This is a genomic window from Fundicoccus ignavus, from assembly GCF_009659375.1.
GTDB lineage: Bacteria > Bacillota > Bacilli > Lactobacillales > Aerococcaceae > Fundicoccus > Fundicoccus ignavus.
Window position 1 is genome coordinate 31,020 of sequence record NZ_WJQT01000012.1, and the last position, 22,905, is coordinate 53,924.

The window sequence follows — 22,905 nt, forward strand, 5'->3', positions numbered from 1 at the left end:
CTCCTGTATTTATTAATGCTGTGTGAGGTTGGTTTTAGTTGTTGTCAGCGAAAGCAAGAAAAGTGGGTGGAATTTTATGAATGAAACTGTGTTAAGAATGACTGGGATTGATAAAAATTTCCCAGGTGTTAAAGCGCTAAGTAATGTGGCGTTTGAATTAAAAAAAGGGGAAATTCATGCGTTAATGGGTGAAAATGGCGCTGGGAAATCAACCTTAATCAAAGTATTAACAGGCCTCTATGAAAAAGATTCAGGTAATATTTATTTAAATGAAGCGCTAACGCCTGTTTCTTTCGATTCACCCAAAGCTGCACAGACGAGCGGCATTCAAACAGTTTATCAAGAAATCAATTTACTGCCGAATTTAACGGTAGCGGAGAATTTATTTTTGGATAAAGAACCTCGTAAATGGGGAATGATTGACTGGAAGAAAATGAACGAGATGGCTTTTGAGTTATTGAAAAAATTAGACATTAAAATTGATGTGCAAAAGCAGTTAAGTGACTGTTCGATTGGCATTCAACAGATGATTGCCATCGCTCGGGCGGTGGATAGGGATTGTCAGGTTTTGATTTTGGATGAACCGACATCATCTTTAGATGAGGATGAAGTGAGGAAGCTATTTAGATTGATGACTTCATTGAAAGAACGCGGTGTAGGTATTGTCTTTGTCACGCACTTCTTGGAGCAAGTCTATGAGATATCTGACCGAATTACTGTGTTGAGAAACGGTGAATTGGTCGGGGCGTACGATACATGTAGTTTACCTCGAGCTGATCTGGTTGCGAAGATGATGGGTAAAACGATTGACGACTTGGAAAAGATTAAAGAAAAAGGTCAGGCTGTCCAAGATGAAATCAGTAGTCAAACTTTATTGGAAGCTAAGAACTTATATAGTACAGGCTCAATTAAGCCTTTTGATTTAACCTTGCATCCACGTGAAGTCATTGGAATCACGGGTTTATTAGGGTCAGGGCGAAGTGAACTGGTTCGAACGATTTTTGGAGCAGATTCGCAAGATGGTGGCCAGCTCTTGATCAAAGATCAAGCGGTGACTTTTAAGACACCGATGAATGCAATGAAGCATGGGATTGCTTATCTGCCAGAAGACCGAAAGAAAGACGGAATATTCGAAGATTTATCTGTTCGTGAGAATATTATTATTGCACTTCAGACCAAGCGGGGTATGTTCAAGCAAATCAGTCGTAAAGAAACTGAAGAGTTTGCGGACCGCTACATCGAGTTGTTGCAGATTAAAACAGCCAGTCGTGAAACGCCGATTAAACAATTGTCTGGTGGAAATCAACAGAAAGCCATTATCGGGCGGTGGTTATTAACGGAACCAGAGTTATTGATCCTAGATGAACCGACACGAGGGATTGATGTGGGGACTAAAACCGAAATACAAAAGCTAATCATTGATTTGGCTGCGAAGGGGATGGCCATTATCTTTATTTCATCTGAAATAGAAGAAATGATTCGGACCTGTAGTCGCATGGTGGTTATGCGAGATGGTGCTAAAGTTGGCGAGTTGAGCGGAGGTCAATTAGACCAAGAAACAATTATTTGGACAATTGCGGGAGGTGAGAAATAATATGGCAAATAGTAAAGAAGGCTTTAATTTAAGAAGATTAGCATCGCATCATTTATTTTTACCGATTCTTGCGCTAGTTTTAATGATGGTCATTAACTTTATTCTCTCACCAAGCTTCTTCTCGATTACAATCAATAATGGCGTGTTGTATGGTTCCTTAATTGATGTGATGAACCGGGCCTCTGAATTAATTATTCTAGCCATTGGGATGACACTAGTGACGGCTGCTTCCGGTGGGCAAGATATTAGTGTCGGAGCAATTATGGCTGTGACCGCGGCAGTCGTTACTCAAATATTATCGGGTGGCGAAGTCTCTGTGTCGCAGTACCAAAATTCGATTGTATTAGCATTGGGAGCTGGTTTACTAGCTGGTATGTTATGTGGCGCCTTTAATGGTTTCTTAGTGGCAAAGATGAAAATTCAACCGATGGTCGCAACCTTGATTTTATATACAGCTGGTCGTGGGATTGCGCAACTGATTACACATGGACAGATTACTTATATCCGTGTAGATGCTTATAAGATTCCTGGTAACTATATTTCAGGAATACCGATTCCAACGCCGATTATTATCTCGACGGTCGTTGCGGTGATCGCCTTTGTTATTCTGAAGAAGACTGCCTTAGGTTTGTTTATTGCAGGGGTCGGAATGAACAGTAGTGCGGCTCGCTTAGTTGGTTTGAACGAAAGCCGAATTAAAATTATTGTGTTTGTGATTAATGGTTTTCTAGCAGGGATTGCCGGTTTTATTGCCTCAAGTCGTATCTATTCAGCTGATGCGAATAATATTGGACTAAATATTGAGATGGATGCAATTCTAGCCGTCGCTTTAGGTGGAAACTTATTAAGTGGTGGGAAGTTTAGTTTGATGGGGTCGATTATCGGAGCCTATACGATTCAAGCTTTAACGACCACTTTATATTCATTAAATGTTTCCGCTGACCGCTTACCAGTTTATAAGGCAATTGTTGTTTTAGTTATCGTCATCGCGCAAAGCGAGACCGTTCAAAAGACTGTCAAAGAATTGCTCGCTAGTCGTAAGAAATTGATCAAAGTTCAAGGGGAGGTTTAAGATGGAAAAGCAGAAGAAACTCAATGATTCGACCTTCCTCTTGATGATAACGATTCTATTATTCACTGTGATGTATGTAATGGGGATGTTTGTTTTTGCGGACAAAGGCTTTGCGAAACCCCAAATGTTCTTAAACTTATTTATCTCGAATGCCGGCTTGATTGTGATAGGGACTGGCTTGACTTTAGTCATGATAACCGGTGGGATTGATATTTCGGTAGGGTCTGTGACTGCATTAATCTCAATGGTTTCGGCTTATTTAATGGAAGTCTCCGGCTTAAGTGTGTATGTGGCTGTTTTAAGTTCGTTGCTGATTGGTTTATTGTTCGGTTTACTGCATGGTTATTTAGTGGCTTACTTAAACATCCAACCCTTTATTGTAACTTTAGCTGGGATGTTTTTAGCCAGGGGATTGACTGCAGTGGTCAGTACAGAAATGATTGCGATCAAGAATGAAGTCTTTCTCTCTTGGGCCAATAACAAAATATATCTGCCATTCGGGACGGTCAATAAGAAAGGTGTTTACTTACCGGCTTATATCTACCCAACTGTAATTATTGCAATTTTGGTTGTTGTGCTTATTTTTCTAGTCTTACGTTATACAAGTTTCGGGCGTAAGCTTTATGCGATTGGTGGTAACACACAGAGCGCCCTCATGATGGGAATCCGTGTCCAAAGAGTGAAGTTATTAACCTATACCTTATCAGGTCTTTTAACGGGGATTGGTGGTTTTCTATTCTGTCTGAATAGTGGGGCTGGTTTCGTTGAACAAGCGAAAGGTTTAGAGATGGACGCGATTTCTTCAGCCGTTATTGGTGGGACTTTGTTATCAGGTGGGATTGGTAATCCGATAGGCACTCTGTTTGGAGTCTTGATTAAAGGAACAATTTCCAGTTTGGTAACGACTCAAGGAACCCTGTCTAGTTGGTGGGTTAGAATTATCCTATCGCTATTGCTTTGCTTCTTTATTGTCTTACAAAGTGCGATTGCGATTAGAAAACGTAAACGTAAGAAGATTTAGTGTTTAGTGGTCACGTGGTAGTTAGTAGAGCTCTTAGTGATCATGCTTATATAACTCCTGGGGACAGCTCATTGTGGGCTGTCTTTTTTGGTATCAAGGATTATAAAATAAGGGTAAGCCCGTGATATTGAGGTGTCTACTAGTAAAACGTCAAAAGACTAAACTATTAACTGGATAGTCTCAATTTTAATAGGGAACGCCATCTGCCTTGGTCTGACGAAGCTCAAGTAGCTTGTCGCCAATAACAAAGCAAAATACCCACTAACTAGCCTGGGAACTACCCTTTCGCTGCTAATTTATCATATCCATAAATAGTTCAATAGATACCTCACTATCAGTGGCTTACCAAACACTACGTGTATCTGGCTGATTCGAAATCTCAGTCGGCTGGATAGACGTAAGCGCGCTATAGTTACGTGGCTTTTACACGACGTTGAATTAGAGCGGTTAACTCGAGAGCTTGCCTTATATCAGCTAGAGAGGATCGGCCTCTAAACGATTCATAGTAATGGTTTGCTGAATTAGCATCCTATCTAAACCATCCGTCAAGAGAATTGGTTAGATTGAGATTTTTCTTACAAGTAACAGGCTGTGTCGTTTCCCTTTGGTGAACGACGATTATATTAAAGCAGCGAGACTTAGAATCGTGCCGGGGTTGCTGCCGGCACACCTTACGGATCTCTTAAAGCTCGCAAAGCGTCAGCATTCAGGTAGCTCAGAAAACAAAGCAATTTACGCACGAACTAGCCTGGATATTACTCTTTCGCTGATAGTTTATCATGTCCATAAATAGTTGAATAGATACCTCACTATCACGGGCTTACAAATAAAGAATGATTTACCAAACTTCAGAATACTTACCTTTATTTTTAATTGTCGAATTGGTTGGTGAACTGTGTGGGGAAACTCGAGCTGGTTGTTTGTAAGAAGTGGGCAGGTGGTGGCGTCTTCGGCCGAAAGTATGGGGGAGTAGCTAGGAAGGTAGAGTCGAGTCAGCTCTATGTGAAGAGTCGACCAGATTCTCCATTCAGCACAAGATTGCCCTTATGTAAATCGTCGGGAAGCTCTGGCGAGCGACACCTTTACCTTTCTTATGACATATTTGGTGAGAAATCATGTGTGTAAACTTCAAGTATAGAGACAATCGGATTGCATTTGAAGTTTAGTTCAAAAGTTCTGACATTTACCTTGTATTTGAAGTTAACTTCAAATAGTGGTAAAATTCGTAGTGAATAGTAATGTATATTACAAGGAGTGAGAGTATGTTTCAAAGACCCTTTTATCTAAATCAACTGATACAATTCAAAGATTCTGATTTCATAAAAGTTATTACGGGAGTACGTCGTTCTGGAAAATCAGTCTTATTAATGCTTTATAGAGAATACTTACTAAAAGAGAATATATCGGAAGATCATATTATCTATATGAATTTTGAAAGTTATGACTATCAAACAATTACTACAGAAGAAAAATTTCGTGAAAAATTGAATACTTTACTTCCGAATGATAATAAAAAAATTTATCTGTTGTTTGATGAAATACAAGTTGTAGAAGGATGGCAGCGAGTTGTGAATGGCATTCGAGTAAGCTTTGATAGTGATATTATTATTACGGGTTCAAACGCTAAGATGTTATCAGGAGAGTTAGCAACACTTTTAAGTGGGCGTTATATTGAAATCCCAATTTATCCATTGTCATTCTCAGAATATTTAAGGGTAAAAGGAGTAGACAAAGAGTCTCGTAAAGTAGATGCTGCCTACCTTGAATATGAAAAATTTGGAGGATTTCCTAGTGTCGTCATAGCTGAGGAGACTATTAAAGATACTATTTTGTCTGGAATTTTTGATTCTATTGTATTGAATGATGTTGCATTTAGAGCGGGTGTAAAAGATTCAACTGTATTAAAAGCAATTATTAGCTTTTTATCTGATAACGTTGGTCAGTTAGTGAATGCTTCAAAAATTGTTAACACTTTAAAAAGTGAAGGCGTTGAAAGTACAGTTCATACTGTAAATCGTTATTTAGATTTGCTTGAGAATGGTTTCTTATTTTATAGAGCAAAGCAATATGATATTCGTGGGCGAGAATATCTGCGAACCAATGGGAAATATTTCATAGTAGATTCAGGACTGAGAAGAAATGCAGTTGGCAGAAAAGACGGTAATTACAGTAACCGTTTAGAGAATATTGTTTTTATAGAGTTAATGAGAAGGGGATATACAGTAGATGTTGGAAGACTTGATAGTAAAGAAATTGATTTTATCGCAAGAAAACTAGATGAGACTCTTTATGTACAAGTGGCTTATGAAATTCCTGATAATACACATGAAACTGATAATCTTTTAAATATCAAGGACAACTATAAGAAGATGGTTGTAACAGGTCGCTATCATGATGTTGAACAAATAGATGGGATTCCAATCGTTTATATTGCTGATTGGTTGTTGGCGGAATAATCTACTGTCAAAATCAAGTGAGTAGAATTATCAGATTTAACTTTAACTGGATTTGAATCTAAAATATGTTTACAATCACACCCCCGACACAAGCGCCGATATAATAGGCTTTGTCGGGGGTGTTTTAAGGATGGAGGTCGATTGATGATATTTATCAGTATCCTTTAAGCTTTAAAATTATAAATGGGTTTCAACATCTCGACCACGTCGATGGTTTCATGAATATTCTCCATAATATGTGAGAGCGGTTTGTAAGCATCAGGCGCTTCGTCGATCGTTTTCTGATTAACGGACGTGCTGTAGATAGCTTCCATTTGTTGTTTAAAATCTTTGAGTAGGATGGCATGTTTGGCTGCGGTACGAGACATTAAACGACCGGCACCGTGCGGGGTGCTATTGTTCCAATCTGGATTACCTAGGCCGCGGCCGAGAAAGGCAACAAGGCTACTACTGGGCCGAAAAAATCGACCTTTAAAACATTCTAGCTCTTTATAACTAAATAAGACTGATACGCTCTAACGGTGAAAGAAAAACCTCGTTGGAGCTTTTTATATTTGCGCCCAGCTTTTAGTCGCCCTCTGAATGCTTGATGAAAATTAAGGCCTAGATTTAGCAAGCGATCTATCAAGTTTTCTTTAAATATGATAAACTTCTTCTATAAATGTAGGCGGTTTCTTTGAAGAAAAAAATTAGGAGAATGGACTAGCTATTTTTTTTAGGCGCCATTGCGGTGAATTATCTTGCGATGTGGTTTGATTTAATTGAGATCCGGACATTCGGTCTAGTTTTATTATTGCTAGCAGGAATTAACCAATTGTGGAACTCTTGGCGTGAATACCAAGAAAATAAACGCTTTGAAGGCATGGTCCTGGTGTCATTTGTCATTGGGGTGGCCACGCTCGGATTATTTATTTCCAGCTTTTTTTAAATTGCGATACCGTCTATTAAGTTAGGCGGTTTTTTTGTTTGTTAAGGAATTGCATTTGACCTCACGGACTTAGAAACGTTGTAAGAGCTGATTGAGATAGGTCTGTATTTCTATAAACTAGTCGCTTCTCTTTAATTCGCCATGCTTTTGGAAGGGTGACTGGCTTGAAGTAAAAAATGAGTCGTATCTCTTTGATCCGCGACGATTTCAGCAGAGGCACGGGTTCTTTATCAAATCGTCGTGAACCTCAGGTGAACGACACCACTGTTTTTGATGGTTGAATTGCAGGCTTGACGGCTGTGAGGCGCTGATGAGGAAACTTCAGGCTATCAGTAGGCTTTACCAAGTAACTTTATTATTCTCGACTCCGCTGGGCTTGATGGTAGAATTGAGGAAGTGATGACTGTACTTCAAGCACGGTGTTTTCAGTTTAGCGTGACGCTGCATTAGAGCTCTTAAATCGACTTCTAAAAGCACTTGTCCTTCAAACCCACTATCATCTACCTCGACTCGAATCACCGTCAGTGTATTATGTCGAAATGAACGTTCGTCCAACCTTATATAGATATCTGGTTGACTGAACGCGAATGGAATGAAGGGCGTCTATCGCCACGTGGATTCCTCATGACGTTGTGTTATCGAGTCTGCATACTCACCTGCCAGCCCTCGCTAATCCCACTAATTCCGGTGTAGCACCTTGAGCGAGTAAGCCCGTGATAGTGAAGTATCTACTAATAAAATGTCAGAAGACTAAACTATTAGTAGAAAGTAATGAGACTAAAACCGGTGTGGTGATTTGTACGACACCGAATGGCGCGTTGCTTTCGGTGTGGCTCCAATCATGAAACCGGAAAACTCGCTAGATTTCTCAAAGAAGGCCGTTTTATCAACGAATCTTGCGTTTTATTGAGTATAAACTTAAGAAATGAGACTAAAACCCGTGTGGCAATTTGTGCGACACCGAATGGCGAGTGAAAATTCACGTGGCACCTTTCGGCACGTGAAAAATCCGACTAAAATGATGAAAAGTAGCTGATATTCTGAAGATAAACTAGCAGCCCATCGGCTAGAATCCAGTCTAAACTAGCCGAAGGTAGCAGACTACCGGCCATAATCCAGTCTAAACTAGCCGAAGGTCTCAAACTATCGGCCAGAATCCAGCCTAAACTAGCCGAAGGTCTCAAACTATCGGCTAGAATCCAGTCTAATCTAGCCGAAGGTCTCAAACTATCGGCTAGAAAACAAGCTAAACTAGCCGAATGTTCCAAACCAACGGCTAGAATACAAGCTAATCTAGTCGATACTCCCAGACCATCGGCTAGAAAACAAGCTAATCTAGTCGAATGTTCCAGACCATCGGCTAGAAAACAAGCTAATCTAGTCGATTGTTCCAAACCATCGGCTAGAAAACAAGCTAATCTAGTCGATAGTCGCAACCCATCGGCTAGATTACTCTCATCGCTTCAGTAGGTGGTCATGACCTTGAGAAAAACAAGCTGAACGAAGTATAAAGTAAATCAAGACTAAACGATCCTATAAAAAAGAAGACCCGCCAACGCGAATCTTCTAATATCATATTTTGTCCAATTATTCTGCTGCGAAACTCGACCAAGCAGCATTGCGTCCTGCAATCGTACCCGTTACGAAAGCCGCCGTAATATTATAACCACCTGTGTAGCCGTTGATATCCAGCAACTCCCCACAGAAATACAAGCCTTGCGTCAGACGCGATTCCATGGTTGACGGATTAACTTCTTTCGTCGAAACGCCACCACCGGTTACGAAACCTTTCTCAATCGGTTGTGATTCGTAAGCTGTTAAAGGATAAGCCTGAACTAAATCAAACAAACGTTCAAACTCCACATGAACTAACTGCTTGTAAGGTGTCGTGGCATCCAAGCCAGCTAACGTTAAGATGCTCCCAGCCATTGCTTCCGGCATCCACTGTTTCAGAATGGTCATCAATTGCTTTTCGCGCATCTCTTCAGCGGTAGCCATCAATGCCTCACGCGACTCATTCGGCGCTAAGTTAATCGTCAGATAGGCTTCCTTGAAGCCAGTACGATGCAAGTACTGATTCACATGACCACTCGCACGCAGAATAGCGGGACCAGAGTAACCAAAATGGGTGAAAATCATATCCATTTGATGGATTGTCAAAGCCTTCAATTTCTCGTGACAAACAGTATGCGCAATCTCGGCTGCCGACAAACCATCCAACTGAACATCCCATAAAGTCACCGCCACATCTCTTAAGGAGACCCCGCGCAAAGCCTTGGTTACAATCACTTCATCATGCGACAACAAAGGGGCCTCAGTCGGGTATAAACGCTCAATCGTATGACCAGCTGAACGCGCCCAAGCATAAGCATCTCCCTCAGCACCCGTACGCGGATAAGCACGGCCACCAGCAGCCAAGACAACCGAAGGCGCCAGAATACGCTCACCGGCACGTGTTAACACACCGACCACACGACCAGCCTCATACAAGACCGAATCAACAGGGTCTTTCAAACGCACCGTCACACCTAACTTATTCATCACGTCAATTAAAGTCCCCAGAATCGTACGGGCAGAATCCGTCACCGGAAACATCCGCCCATGATCCTCTTCCTTCAATTCCACACCACGCCCCTCGAAAAAGGCGATAATATCCTCCTGATCAAACTGATTCAAGGCACTGTATAAAAACTTTCCATTGCCCGGAATATGCTTTATCAACTCAGAACGCGTCGTACGATTCGTCACATTACAACGCCCACCGCCTGACAATAACAACTTACGCCCAAGCTTGGGATTCTTATCAATCACCAACACCCGCACACCCTGCTCAGCAGCATTAATCGCCGCCATCAAGCCACTCGAACCGCCACCTACAACAATTACATCAAATTTCTCCACAACAAACAAAGCCTCCTTTACTAAATAATACCACAGCCTAAATAAGCCGCACCCAAGAAGCCGTCACATCGAACGAACTCCACCAATAACTAAAAAAACTCGGACGAGTCCGAGGACGTTTAATTCTGTTTAGTAGTTTTAAATTGATTATATCGCATTACTTTTGTTGAAATAATGAAAGTAGCTCAGCGCCTGGCCTTCCACAGCGTTACACAGTCCAATCGGTGTAGCTACTCTGATTATGAGCAAAGCGAAATACAAAGTGTGATAGATCAACCTAAAGCTAAAAACCTTCTATCGCAAAAAAAAACGCCAACCCCAAGGTCGGCGTACAGATGATACACTAATAATGATGACGCGAAAAATTATCAAACTTTAAATGAGTCCGACTGGTTAATATCTTTGTGAACTGATAGCCTAACTCGAAATCAATCATCCCATGAATTAACGTTCCAATCCCCACTAGTACAAAGAGTGTATAGAAGAAATTGCTGTCCAAATTTTGCTGACCAAATGCTGTAACGAAATAGACGATAAGCACTTCAGCCAAAGCATGAATTAGATTAATGACCAAACTGAAACTTTGACGTTTCCATATTGTGCCTAAACTATCCTGTGTTTTCTGCAAATAGATTGCGCCTAAAGTAGCAAATACGAGGTGCGAGAAAGCACGTAGTACGATGACGATTGGAAAACCCGCCATCAAGAAACCTAAAGTCGTTCCGACTGAAACGGCTAAAGCGACAACTGGTGAAAGAAACATTGCCATTACAATCGGAATGTGACTTCCCAAGGTATAGGAAGCTGGTCCAATGACGATTTTAATCGGCATGACCAATGGAATTAAAATACCTACTGCTGTCAAAATGGCAGCACTCGTTAATTGTAATGTCTTTGAAGAAGAACTTGTATAAGATTTTACCACTAGAACACCTCTTCCAATCTATTCATCAAGTATGATGAGAAATTATATTAATTGTTACTATTTTAACAAAGCACATTTGAACTGTCAAACCATAATTATGTCTAATCTTGCAGTCTGAAACCAGCCACTCGTAAAGCCAGTAAAATCTTTTCAAATTGTTCTTCTGAGTCACACTCAATCGTATGTGAATGCTCTCCATTCGCTAACTCAAACAAATACATGGCATTATGATCCGTCATCTGGTCGATGAAAAATTCTACTTCGGCATAAGACTTTATATTTAAGGGTGCCGTGATTACACCATAAACTGGATGCTCTATTTGAACATCCACAATTTCTCCACCATGTTGCACAATCACATTAAATTCATTTTCAGTTAAATCCTTATTATGTGAACTCCTGATTTTGCCAATGAACCGTTCACTACTTGCTTGATTATCGCTAACCAATAGATACCCACGACTCGTTGCTTCGATATTATGTTCACTTGCACGTAACAACGCAATATCGCCTACAACTACTTGACGACTTACCCCGAAACGCTCAGCCAAACGCGAAGCTGAAACAGCCTCAAGCGAATTTTCGAGCACATTTAAAATTTTGACTCGCCTTTGATCTCCGTTCATTATCCATTCTCCTTGTTCATACTCTATCTAATAGTATAGCATGCACGTGCCGAAAAAAAATATAATATTTTGAAATAGTGGGTAAAAACAGAACAATTAAACGAGTAAGGGAGGGCACAATATGAAAAAACGAACCAAAGCTTTCATTAGTCTACTATTAGTCGCAATATTTACGCCAATAAATCACACGCAAGCTAGGGTAGGACATCAGATTTCTCGTTATGATGGAGCACTCCAACAAACGTTCAATTCAGAAACCGACATAAGTCAAAATAATTTACCACCTAATCTCAGCGGTTTACCAGAAAGGCAAGCAGCCGAACCTTGGCAAGGAACACCGGATCAACTCGTTTTGCGTTCCGTCGGCGATATCTTAATCCACGACCGTGTCAGTTGGTTGGCAGATATCGAGTCACCTATTTATCAAGCAGCCATCGAACAACTTACTGAAGACGGCATCCTTAATGAAGAGGGAGCTGTTTTCGGTGGTGAAGCTATAGACTTTAGTTTAGGGAGTGAAGCTTATGATTTTCTACCGATGCTTGCGCAAATTGCGCCCTTTACGAGTTATGCGGATGTAACAATTGCGAATTTGGAAGTCATCGCAGCTTATCCAGACTTACCTGTGACGGGGTATCCGCAATTTAATGCGCCCTCTAGTATTCTTGAAGCATTGAAAGGTATTGGCGTTGATATCGTGACTAACGGGACCAATCATACGCTCGATTGGTTTGGAGAAGGGGCGTACGCATCGATTGAGCATATTAAAGCAGCTGGTTTACTTTACAGTGGTTCCTATGAAAGTATCGAAGATTTTCAAACGCCACGTATTATAGAAGCGAATGGTATTTCGTTGGGCTTTTTAACGTATTCTTATGGAACCAATGGGATCCCTGTTCCAGCTGGTGAAGAGTATCTGATTAGTCTTGTCGATTTGCCAACAATGTTATCAGAAGTAGAATGGCTGAAGCCACAGGTCGATGCAGTCGTGGTAACGTTACAATTAGGGCCCGAATATGGCACCTTACCCGATGAACAACAATTATATGTGTTTGAAGAATTAGCCAATGCTGGCGTGAAGTTAATATTAGGTGGGCATCCGCATGTCTTGCAGCCAATGGCTTGGTTGAATGATGGCCAAACCTTTGCGATCTATTCGCAGGCTAGCTTTTTAAGCGGACAACGAGAATTGGATAATAAACAAGGCGGCATCACAGAAGTCACGTTTGAAAGACAAGCAGACGGAGAAGTAATCGTTACGAAGCCCAAATTCATGCCGACGTTTGTGCTGGGCATAGAAGGGGAGAAGCTGTATGAGACAGTCCCATTGGCCGATACGCATTTATACCAAATACCAGATGGCGATTATTGGTTTAAGACTTTAGAAACGCATATGCAAGTCTTAACTAGCGATTTTGAATTTTTGAGTCACTTGGCGACGGAATGGACACTCGATTCAATAGATAGTCATCGTTAAATATTTTTGACAAAAGTCACAAAACAGCTAGGAATTATACGTATAATTTGGTAAGATAGGGGTCTAGCAATCGGACCGTTTTAACAGGACGACTTTTATTCATATTTTGTCGAAAAAAGTTCTTGAATCTTATTGACAAAAAGGGATTTTAGACGTATTATAAATAGCGGTATTGTTTGCCCCACTGTTGAGCCCCGGAAACTCAAAAGTATTGTCAAACAACTAGATTTTTAAATGGAGGAAATTAACGTGCGTCAAACATATATGGCTAAGAAAAACGAAGTTGAACGTAACTGGGTAATCCTAGATGCGACTGATATCCCATTGGGTCGTCTATCAACTGTTGTCGCTTCAATTTTACGCGGCAAAAACAAACCAACTTACACACCTCATATCGATACTGGTGATTTCGTAATTGTAATCAATGCTGATAAAGTTGCTTTAACTGGTAACAAAGCTGAAGATAAATTATATCACCGTTACTCAGGTTACCAAGGTGGATTAAAATCTACTAAAGCTGGTGATATGAGAGCAAATAACTCACGTCGCTTAGTTGAATTGTCTGTTAAAGGTATGTTACCTGCGAACCGTTTAGGTCGTAAACAATTCACTAAATTATATGTCTACGGTGGAGCTGAGCACAACCATGCTGCTCAACAACCAACATTATTAGACATTAACACATTAATTTAAGGAGGGAAATAACTTTGGCTAAAGCTCAATACTTAGGTACAGGTCGTCGTAAAAATTCAACAGCTCGTGTACGTTTAGTGCCAGGAACTGGTGCATTCAATGTTAATGGTAAAACATTAGAAGAATACATCCCATTCCCTCACTTACACGAAGTAATCAAACAACCATTCAACGCAACTGAAACTTTAGGATCATATGATGTCCTAGTTAACGTTAACGGTGGAGGTTTCTCAGGTCAATCAGGAGCAATCCGTCACGGTATCGCTCGTGCGTTACTAAACGTTGATCCAGATTTCCGTTCAGCATTAAAAGCTGCTGGTTTATTAACTCGTGACCCTCGTATGGTTGAACGTAAAAAACCAGGTCTTAAGAAAGCCCGTAAGGCTTCACAATTCTCAAAACGTTAATATTGTTTATATATCAATGTTTCAAGACACTTTCCAAATTGTTGGAATGTGTCTTTTTTTGACCTTTAGAACACATTAAGACCCGATTGCAAGAACTACTGAAAGAACTAATATCGCTGTATTTAATTTTTTGTTGTCATACATTTTCCACATAAAGCCCATCATAATAATCGCCATAATCACACCCATCATTACTGCCATGTAAATACGCGTTTGACTTATTTGAACATGGTCATACTCATTAACATTCACAAACATCATAAAATACATAATAACCGTAGAAGTCAAAATCATAAGTCCGAAACGTGCATATTTATTCATCAATATTCCTTCTTTCTTATTCTTTTCGTCTACATGTGTAGTTTCAAATGTGTTCTACATCTCTGCTTCTAAAATGTCAATTTATAAGCTTCACTTCAAAAAAGCACTAAAAATCTTTAAAGACTCTTAGTGCTTTCTTGTTCAACTGTTTTATTTTTATATGGTGATTATGCGTCCACTGGTTTGCCTAAGTAACCTTTCAGCATCCAAATATGTTTGTCCACGCCTTCTTTCATGGCAATTAACATGTCATTTGAAGGGGAGTCTCCGTGCTCTTCAGTTAATTCAACACCCTCTTGTAGAGAATTGGTAATGATTTCTAAATCTACTACAACTGCTTCAACCATTTCATCTTGTGAAAGGTTTTTGTCTTCGACTTTTTCCTCAATGACTGAGTGGTCAATGAATTCTTGAAGTGTTGCATATGGTTCGCCACCAATTGCTAGTAATCGTTCTGCAACCTTATCTAGGTTTTCTGTTGTCTCATCATATAACTCTTCAAATTTTTCATGAAGTGTAAAAAAATGAGATCCTTTTACATACCAATGAAACTGATGCAGGCGAATATAGAATTGTCCTTGAGTAGCCACCACTGTATTCAAATAATCCTTGACTTCTTGACTTGCCATATATATCTTCCTCCTTATTTTTTGTTCTATTATTATGGTATCGCTTGTTTAGAATATATACAAATAAAACGCCTTAAAATGTGAAAAAATTATTTTATTTGTAATATTCTTCTTGTATTACCTTCTATAATTCTATTCGAATGTCTATTTTATAACATTCACCTCCTCATTATTCGCTTGAATTCTTATACACAAACTGTCTTGTTAGAATAAATAATGATTAAAGCGGCAAATCTTTCTTCGTAAAGAGAATATTTGATGCGGTGTATAGTACAAAGGTAATTGCTCCTAAAGCTACTAAGCCCCAGCCAAATTCTCCACCGGCAAGAATTGCATCTGTGTCAAAAAGTGTGGTTATTGTTATATATTCAAGACCATCGGCACTATCCATTAATTGTTGAATCATGGTAATTAGGAAGAATGCAAAAGGTATACCGCCTCCGATTGCTAACGCCATTCCTGTACGGTTAAACAATGTTGATGCGAAGAACGCTATTGAACTCATTGCAAGAATTAATAATAGTAGCCCCAGACTTAACCATAGATACGTTTCAACATCAAATTCTAAAGCTTTATCAACCGATCTAGCGGAAGACACCATCGCATGATTGGCCATTGATGTAATTTGTTCTTCATTTAATCCGGTTGTTTGTGTAGATAAGACTAAGGCTTCCGGATCTTTAAGTAATGTTAAGTTTTCACTTACTTGATCACTACTTAAGTTTAAAGCTGTTGCGGATGAGTCGATGACTGTTTGCAGTAGCAATTCGGCATTGTCTTCAGTTAATTGTCTTTGCGGAGTTGGTGCTTCTTGTGGAGCAGTTGGTTGTGGTTCTTGCTCTTCTTCTGCTGCTTCTTCAGCTTCTTGCTCCTCTTCGCCTTGCTCCTCATCTTCTTCTGTTGCTTCTTCTTCGACTTCTTCTGAACTCTCAAGGTCATTCATTTCATCTAGAACAATTTTACGATAATCATTTGTTGAAAGACCGTAAACACGCGCACCAGCAGCTAGGGCATCGTTACTATCTAGAATCATTCCTGGATCTTCCATTAATTCTTCCATCGTAATTTCGATATCTTCATCTTCCATATCATCGTCATCATCATAAATGTCGTAACGCTCGTCTGTAATAATTTCTGCCGCTTCTTCAAAAGAACGCTCACGAATGACATCTTCTAAATAAATCGCATAAGCTTCAGTATCCATATCTCGTGCAATAGCGGCTTCACGCATAACATTTTCATCTTTTTGAATTAGATAAAGTCGCTCGGATAAATAATCTTCATCGTGGTTCAACATTTTAGCTGCTGCTTCAACATCCTCATTTATCGCATAACCCGTCACATTGTTATAATTCAATTGCGAAGCGGTCAACCCTGCTAGTGAAATGACGGTATACATTAATACAACAGAAAGGATTAAGTAAAGTGATTTTGTAAAAATAACACTTGAACGTTTAATAGGTGTTGACAAAGTGTAAGCCATAGATCCTGAATCTACCTCATTAACCACAAGATTATTTGCGGTAAATACTACATAAACAATCCCAAGAATGACAGCAATCAATTTATAAAAGTTTTCTAAACTCCCTAATAGACTCGTTAGAGTGGATAAGATATTAGAAAAAGCTGTCCCTTCAGCAGCTTCCGCAATTGAAGCGTAACCTGCCGCATCATAGCTTATTATGAAACCAGAGATGATCATTGACGCAACAATTGTTATGATCAACCATAGCTTCCAGTTCGATTGTAGACTTTGTTTAAATATTGGTTTTGATATCATTTATTTTACCTCCTTGAATACTTCAGTAATATAATCTTCAAAATGAACTTTAATTTCTTTGAAATAAACTAAATCAAAATCTTTTAAAGTTTGAATTAATTCATTAATATGTTCATCATGAATTTGAACAAAGACTTGTAAATCTTCTGTTTTTACCTGATTTATTTGATAGCCTAAACTGATAAATTGTTTGAAATCTTCTTCGGATTTAAATTCCATCCGGTACTCTTTATTTTTGTTATAACGAATAGTTTTCATATCCACAATATCAATAATTTTACCTTTTTGTATAACAGCGACACGATCACAAACTTCTTCAACCTCTTGGAAAATATGGCTCGACATAAAAATAGTCTTTCCTTTTTCTTTTTCTTCTTTTAAAAGGTCAATGAAAACATCACGCATCAAAGGATCTAAACCTGTTGTGGGTTCATCCATAATTAAAATATCCGCATCCGAAGCTAAAGCTGAAACAATTGCCGTTTTTTGTTTCATTCCTTTACTCATAGCATGTACATTAGCTGTGGCATCTAATTGAAGTAACTCGATTAATTCTTTGGCGCGGTCCCAATTCCCTCTTCCTGATAAGTAAATTTGTTCTTTAAGGAATTCTTCACCCGTTGTATTTCCAGGGAAATTAATTTCCCCAGGGATATAAGAAACATAGAGTTTGACTTCGGCACTACTCTTCGTCGCGTCAAGTCCATTAATACTGACATTTCCTTCATCTGGTTTAATAAAACCCATCATATGCCGAATGGTTGTGGTCTTGCCTGCGCCATTAATACCAACGAAGCCATAGACTTCGCCTTTTTCAATCTCTAAAGAGACGTCATATATTCCTCGACCTTTTCCATAATCTTTCGTTAAATGTTCTATCTCAATGTAAGCCATGTTGCAAGTTCTCCTCTCCAGCAGCGACTGTTTTCTTACGGTCATAAAAGTCCATAAAGTAATCTTCAAGTGTGAACTTAATTTCTGAAATAAAGTTCACTTTGACACCACTTAACTCTATAAATAGTTGTTGCATTTTTTCATCGGTCAGATTTAGTTTGACTTGATTTTGATCAGGTCTTTTAATGGGGATGGTAAATTTCGTATCCTCCAAGAATGTTTGGTAGTCTTGAAAGCTTGAAAATTCAATCTTAAATGCTTTATTTGTACTTTGTTTTAACTGATTCGCTTCGATCGTTGAAACAACGACACCATCTTTTATGATGGCTATACGGTCACAAGTTGCATCGACTTCACTAAAAATATGACTAGATAATAGAATGGTTTTTCCGTTCGCTTTCTCGTTTAAAATAAATTGAATGAAACGTTCTTGCATCACTGGATCTAGTCCAGACGTTGGTTCATCTAAAATTAAGACGCTTGGATTATGCATGAAAGCCGTCACGACGGCTAATTTTCTCTTAGTTCCTAAACTCATTTCTTTAATATCTTCTGAAGTATCGAGTTCAAAAATGTTTTTAAGCTCTTCTGTATGAGTCATATCTGTAATTTGTCTTTCTTCCGCCATAAATTTAATGAATTGATCACCTGTCATATTTTGAGGGAAAGCTAACTCACCTGGCAAATAGCCAACATCATATTTGATGATTGCTGCTGCTTTCCAACAATCTTTACCATTAATAGATAATTCACCTTCATGAGGTTTAGAAAAACCCATGAGATGACGTATTGTTGTCGTTTTACCTGCCCCATTTGGTCCTAAGAATCCAAAGACTTCACCTTTCTTAATTTCAAAAGAAACATCAAAGATACCTCGACCCTGGCCATAATCTTTTGTAACATGTTTTACTTCGATTACTGACATTCGTTTACCTACTTTCATTTATTATTCATTTGATAGTTATTTAACATTTGTTTCTTTATTTACACTTGCCACATTAACGATTATACTTGAATAGAAATCTAGAACAAGAGACATAATTTTGCATCTGTTAATTAATTAACAGATAGGGTTGAAATGTTAATTAATTATGAAGGAGTAGGTTTTCAAAGTGGAAAATTTAGATTTAAGAATTCAAAAAACATATATATCACTTATCGAAGCTTTTGAGAAATTGTTACATGAAAAGGAATTTGAGAAAATTTCAGTGCAGGAATTATGCGATGAAGCGATGATCCGACGCCCAACTTTTTACAAACATTTTTTAGACAAATATGATTTTCTAACTTTTTTCATTAAGCATAAAATGAATATAATTTTTGATCGTGCGTTTCAAAGTTTAGAGAATGAAGAAGATAACTTTTTTATTTTGGTTTTCGAACAACTACTAAACCAATTTGATAATTTGCTATATCTCATTTTCAGTCTTCAAATGAATGCGGACATTATTGTAGAGTTAGAAAGTGTTCAAGAGTATGGGCAGCGTATGTTAAGAAACCATGTAAACACAGGTGAGGATAATAGTGATATTACAATGATGAATGAATACAAAGGACAAATTATTATGGGGATCACGATTCAATCCGTCCATTGGTATAAAAATAATCAAGATAAAATTAGTCGTGAAGAAATTATTGAGCTATATAAACAAACTTTAGAAAAATTGGGGTGAACGTAACGAAGACTAAGTTTACTTTGATTTTCCTTCTATAAATGGACATCCTAACTATTACTTTGAAGACGGATTATTGCTGCTAAACCAGTCGATTCAGTTCATATATATTTTTTTAGATCAATTGTGAGGATAGAAGGGTTACCCTAAGGAGTCGACGCTATTCTTACAAATTTCCATGATGGATTGTAAAATTAAATGCGACAATTTTTTCTTTACTCAATTTTGGAGTCCAGCGTATAATTATTTCGAAAATTTATATGATGATGATGACGGAGAACTTAAAGAGTATGCTGTTTATGAATATTTGTGGGAAAGTAATAATGATTTTTCACTTGCTGATGGAGTGAGTCTATATATTCCTTCAAAAAAATTAGTAGATTATTTTTCTTTGACGTCAATTAATGATGGAGTTTGGAAAGATGATAATGATGAAATAGTTGCCTTTGATGGAATTGTCTATGGATATGAACATTCTCTGTGGTTTGATCAAGTAAAACGTACTGAATATATGAACAAAACTAAGCAACAATTGTTTTGGAGATCGTGGGGAAGTGAATCAATCGGTTCAAAGTTTATTGAAAAATGGTTTTTAGTTGAAAAGGATTCTACAAATTACAAAATTCATATCTCAGAAATGAATGAAGGAAATCGAGACAGATAAATATTTAATAACATGTGGATATATTTCTATTTTAGTTAAATTATATTTGTTTATGTTTGGTTAGCATTGAATCAGCTCGCGAATAATTTATTGACACTATTACTTTCAAATATTTTAAAAGTCAAAAAAATTTCTGCTGTTTAAATAGCTAAATGTCATTGGAATTAATGCTTTTTGAAACTCACTCAAAGTTCGAGCAATTAAACCAGGTCTTAAGAAAGCTCGTAAAGCTTCACAATTCTCAAAACGTTAATTATTGGAGTCGTTGCGAATTCATTCGCTTACGAATACAATATGGGACGGAGATTTCGAAGAAGTCGAGTACCAATCATTTTTCAAATCAAAGCACTTTCTCAATTGCGAGAGAGTGCTTTTTTTGTTGAGTTAATGCTAAATGGCTAACTTTTGGCTAACCTTTGTTAGCCACAATCTACGACATAAAGATGTCGTGTTACACGCGAATGTGCCAATAAAAGCGACAATAAACAGAGTGATTAAAACAATTTTTTCGCGTATTGAGATTCTTATACAGGTGCTCCCAACGTCATTTATCCTATCGACCAAGGGATTAATGAATTGTTAGCCTACTCACCTATTTTTGATCCGCAAAAACGCTTAGACTCTTATAAACACTTAGCAAGAATGTTTAATAAGATTTGATTGTTAATTTGTAGATATGCGCGAAACAAGAGAATTTTATCTATTTCGCTGAATGTTAGCTTAAACATATTACTCAGCATAGGCTGTTTTTGACTCGTTCGATCCCCTTCCTTTTTGATTTCGAAAAGGAAGGAGATTTTTTAGTTACAATGCAAGAAGATTATTAACCATTATTATAAAATTCGAATAATTTCTTTTTGCAATAATTAAAATGTTGGGTCATAATTATGTAATCAAAAACAAAAAATGTTATGATATAAAAAGCATAACCATATGCAAATGTATAAGGGTGCCTGTTATTCTGTGGATGGCAACGTAATATAAAGAACGTAGACTAATTCTATATAAATAAATTTAATACTTAGTATTTTATTCTAAGCAGAATCATCTATTATAATTTTTAATACTAAAAATGGCAGATTCATTATAAATAGAAAGTGGTGATGGAATGTATGAACAATGGCTTGCAATGGAACAATTTTATTATGAAGATGTGGGTGTTATTTTAATATTTTTTATTATTGGGGCAATTCTATCTATTTCAACGATAAGTCACTTGTCTCATTGGTTTTCGAAGGTAGTTAATGGCATCTTTTTAGTATTTGTTATTATTTCAGGAATATTTATTTTTAATAATATCAATCAACATGGTGAATTAATGGCCAAAGCAAAATATGTCAGTCCAGCAAATCGAGATTTCAAACGAAATGTTTACCGTGATGAACAATACTCAGCTACGTCAAAAAATTTATTTCGAAACGCATATATGAGTCAACATTTTGAAGGGGTTGGATTATATCAATCAAAAGAATTTGTAGAAGAAGTGGAGTACTTAGGACGAGATTCCAAAGGATATTTATACTTCCAAATTGATGGGAATATCTACTTAGTATTAGAATCAGTTGTGACATTTGAAGATGAACAAACTACGGCGATAAGAGTTGGCAAGGGCTATAAACTTATAGATGAAAAGCTAACGGAACTTGGATTTATAAGTCAGTCACGAATTTTCTTTCAAGAATTTCGTGTACCAAATTCAATGATCGATAAAGAATTTGAGAGAGAACAAAATTCAATCATTATGCAGCATAAAGAGATTGTCGCAAAATGGGTAACTCCAGGATAAACCTTGAAAGGAATTGGTAAATTGAAAAGGTATTTGATATGTCTATGTTTAGTATGATGTTTGTTTGTAATGTCTACTGTTGGTAATGCTGAAGAAGTCTCAAGCACTCCTTATGAGATTTATTACGAAGCAGTTAAGTAATTAATAAGCATAGTATTTACTCGATAGATGAAACGTGGGTTGAATACTATGAAAATATGCCACATCTTGAAGAAGACGTTAGTGAATCTATAATGAAACATGAATTATTTTATAAAGCGATACCAAAAGGTGGTAAGAAACACTCTTATGGATTAACGACTGATGATTCAACGCAAGCTGTGGCTGAAATCTATAATATGATAAATTGAAGGGAATGAATTGACTGAGGAAAAAAGACATATTTAATCGAAGAATTTAAAGAGAATAATGAATGGTTTAAGTATCCAGTGATTGAAAATTTAGAGAGTAATATTTATTTATTGACCATTCCAACACCGAGTTTTGTACTAGTTATGTTATAGAAGAATATGTAAACACAGTTCATACCAAATTTAATGAAATTGAGACGGTTGATGGTATTATTATTGATTTTCGAAATAATTATGGTGGCTATTTTCCAACAATTTTAGCTAGTCTTGCAGCATTTCTACCTGAAGGAGAATTACTCTATTACGAGAATAACAGTGGTGAACGTTCAGTTATTAAATTAACTGACAAACAAGTATTGTTGGATGATGAGCCAGTATGGTTTTTTGATTCAGTGGATAAAAAATGTGACTCCAAAGTAGCAATTATTACTGATAATCAACAACTAGTGCTCCAGAAATAGTGACACTCATGTTTAAAAATCAAGAAAATGTTCACGTTTTTGGTCAGAATAGCGCTGGTTTTACGTCTGCTTTAACTCTTTTTTATATTGCCGAAAACTATCACATGTACCTAGCAACAAATAAAATAGTCACTTTATCCGGTGAAACATATCTAGATCAGCCAATCATTCCGGATACTTCAGTAAATTTTAAAGAAGAAGATGTGATTGAAGTTTCCAAAGGATGGCTATTGAAATGATTTCTTCT

General features: G+C 37.7%; 20 protein-coding genes and 2 pseudogenes. 12 read left to right on the top strand and 10 right to left on the bottom strand.

What is annotated here, in order from left to right; all coding sequences use genetic code 11:
- The first annotated feature begins 76 nt into the window (after positions 1-76).
- From GF867_RS08810 to GF867_RS08825, 4 genes are all read left to right on the top strand, one after another.
- Positions 77-1,594: a sugar ABC transporter ATP-binding protein gene (locus tag GF867_RS08810; protein ID WP_216650284.1), complete on the top strand. Its 1,518-nt coding sequence runs from the start codon at positions 77-79 to the stop codon at positions 1,592-1,594.
- 1 nt (position 1,595) lies between these two features.
- Positions 1,596-2,666 carry an ABC transporter permease gene (locus GF867_RS08815; RefSeq protein WP_153832743.1) on the top strand — a complete coding sequence of 357 codons (1,071 nt, stop codon included), beginning with the start codon at positions 1,596-1,598 and terminating at the stop codon, positions 2,664-2,666.
- Position 2,667: 1 nt separating this feature from the next.
- A complete protein-coding gene (locus GF867_RS08820; protein ID WP_153832744.1) occupies positions 2,668-3,687 on the top strand; it encodes an ABC transporter permease subunit in 1,020 nt (339 codons plus the stop codon).
- 1,262 nt (positions 3,688-4,949) lie between these two features.
- Complete coding sequence (locus GF867_RS08825; RefSeq protein WP_153832745.1) at positions 4,950-6,143, top strand: ATP-binding protein; 1,194 nt, start codon at positions 4,950-4,952, stop codon at positions 6,141-6,143.
- A 164-nt stretch (positions 6,144-6,307) separates the two neighbouring features.
- Here GF867_RS08825 and GF867_RS08830 read toward each other — a convergent pair.
- Positions 6,308-6,568, bottom strand: a pseudogene (locus GF867_RS08830) (RtcB family protein); the annotation flags it as partial.
- 305 nt (positions 6,569-6,873) lie between these two features.
- Here GF867_RS08830 and GF867_RS08835 point away from each other — a divergent pair.
- Complete coding sequence (locus GF867_RS08835) at positions 6,874-7,071, top strand: hypothetical protein (RefSeq protein ID WP_153832746.1); 198 nt, start codon at positions 6,874-6,876, stop codon at positions 7,069-7,071.
- A 1,013-nt stretch (positions 7,072-8,084) separates the two neighbouring features.
- On the opposite strand, the gene GF867_RS08840 is transcribed toward GF867_RS08835, so the two are convergent.
- From GF867_RS08840 to GF867_RS08855, 4 genes are all read right to left on the bottom strand, one after another.
- Positions 8,085-8,507: a hypothetical protein gene (locus tag GF867_RS08840; RefSeq protein ID WP_153832747.1), complete on the bottom strand. Its 423-nt coding sequence runs from the start codon at positions 8,505-8,507 to the stop codon at positions 8,085-8,087.
- Positions 8,508-8,658: 151 nt separating this feature from the next.
- Positions 8,659-9,972: a BaiN/RdsA family NAD(P)/FAD-dependent oxidoreductase gene (locus GF867_RS08845; protein ID WP_366927800.1), complete on the bottom strand. Its 1,314-nt coding sequence runs from the start codon at positions 9,970-9,972 to the stop codon at positions 8,659-8,661.
- Between the two features lie 343 nt (positions 9,973-10,315).
- Positions 10,316-10,897 carry a hypothetical protein gene (locus tag GF867_RS08850; RefSeq protein ID WP_366927801.1) on the bottom strand — a complete coding sequence of 194 codons (582 nt, stop codon included), beginning with the start codon at positions 10,895-10,897 and terminating at the stop codon, positions 10,316-10,318.
- A gap of 101 nt (positions 10,898-10,998) precedes the next feature.
- Entirely contained in the window at positions 10,999-11,523 is a 525-nt protein-coding gene (locus tag GF867_RS08855) for a transcription repressor NadR (protein ID WP_153832749.1), read from the bottom strand.
- A gap of 121 nt (positions 11,524-11,644) precedes the next feature.
- Between GF867_RS08855 and GF867_RS08860 the strand changes: the two genes are divergently transcribed.
- From GF867_RS08860 to rpsI, 3 genes are all read left to right on the top strand, one after another.
- A complete protein-coding gene (locus GF867_RS08860; protein ID WP_153832750.1) occupies positions 11,645-13,000 on the top strand; it encodes a CapA family protein in 1,356 nt (451 codons plus the stop codon).
- A gap of 249 nt (positions 13,001-13,249) precedes the next feature.
- Positions 13,250-13,693 carry a 50S ribosomal protein L13 gene (gene rplM / locus GF867_RS08865; RefSeq protein WP_311454115.1) on the top strand — a complete coding sequence of 148 codons (444 nt, stop codon included), beginning with the start codon at positions 13,250-13,252 and terminating at the stop codon, positions 13,691-13,693.
- Between the two features lie 14 nt (positions 13,694-13,707).
- Positions 13,708-14,100 carry a 30S ribosomal protein S9 gene (gene rpsI / locus GF867_RS08870; RefSeq protein ID WP_153832752.1) on the top strand — a complete coding sequence of 131 codons (393 nt, stop codon included), beginning with the start codon at positions 13,708-13,710 and terminating at the stop codon, positions 14,098-14,100.
- A gap of 75 nt (positions 14,101-14,175) precedes the next feature.
- Here the strand turns inward: rpsI and GF867_RS08875 are convergent, their stop codons facing one another.
- The 5 genes from GF867_RS08875 to GF867_RS08895 form a co-directional block, all read right to left on the bottom strand.
- Entirely contained in the window at positions 14,176-14,421 is a 246-nt protein-coding gene (locus GF867_RS08875) for a hypothetical protein (RefSeq protein WP_216650285.1), read from the bottom strand.
- Positions 14,422-14,588: 167 nt separating this feature from the next.
- Positions 14,589-15,050, bottom strand: coding sequence for a Dps family protein (locus tag GF867_RS08880; protein WP_076767045.1), 462 nt, complete (start codon positions 15,048-15,050; stop codon positions 14,589-14,591).
- Between the two features lie 220 nt (positions 15,051-15,270).
- The gene (locus tag GF867_RS08885; RefSeq protein ID WP_153832753.1) at positions 15,271-16,830 is read right to left on the bottom strand and encodes an ABC transporter permease subunit; all 1,560 of its coding nucleotides are present in this window, start codon (positions 16,828-16,830) and stop codon (positions 15,271-15,273) included.
- A complete protein-coding gene (locus GF867_RS08890) occupies positions 16,831-17,724 on the bottom strand; it encodes an ABC transporter ATP-binding protein (RefSeq protein ID WP_153832754.1) in 894 nt (297 codons plus the stop codon).
- Complete coding sequence (locus GF867_RS08895; RefSeq protein ID WP_153832755.1) at positions 17,711-18,649, bottom strand: ABC transporter ATP-binding protein; 939 nt, start codon at positions 18,647-18,649, stop codon at positions 17,711-17,713. Before GF867_RS08895 ends, GF867_RS08890 begins: the two co-directional genes overlap by 14 nt.
- Positions 18,650-18,836: 187 nt before the next feature.
- On the opposite strand from GF867_RS08895, the gene GF867_RS08900 reads away from it, so the two are divergent.
- From GF867_RS08900 to GF867_RS14495, 4 genes and pseudogenes are all read left to right on the top strand, one after another.
- The gene (locus GF867_RS08900; protein ID WP_366927802.1) at positions 18,837-19,397 is read left to right on the top strand and encodes a TetR/AcrR family transcriptional regulator; all 561 of its coding nucleotides are present in this window, start codon (positions 18,837-18,839) and stop codon (positions 19,395-19,397) included.
- A gap of 181 nt (positions 19,398-19,578) precedes the next feature.
- Positions 19,579-20,061 (top strand): hypothetical protein, encoded by a 483-nt coding sequence (locus GF867_RS08905; protein ID WP_153832756.1) that lies wholly within the window; start codon positions 19,579-19,581, stop codon positions 20,059-20,061.
- A 1,108-nt stretch (positions 20,062-21,169) separates the two neighbouring features.
- Positions 21,170-21,847, top strand: coding sequence for a hypothetical protein (locus GF867_RS08910; protein ID WP_153832757.1), 678 nt, complete (start codon positions 21,170-21,172; stop codon positions 21,845-21,847).
- Positions 21,848-22,412: 565 nt separating this feature from the next.
- Positions 22,413-22,897, top strand: a pseudogene (locus GF867_RS14495) (S41 family peptidase).
- Positions 22,898-22,905 lie beyond the last annotated feature (8 nt).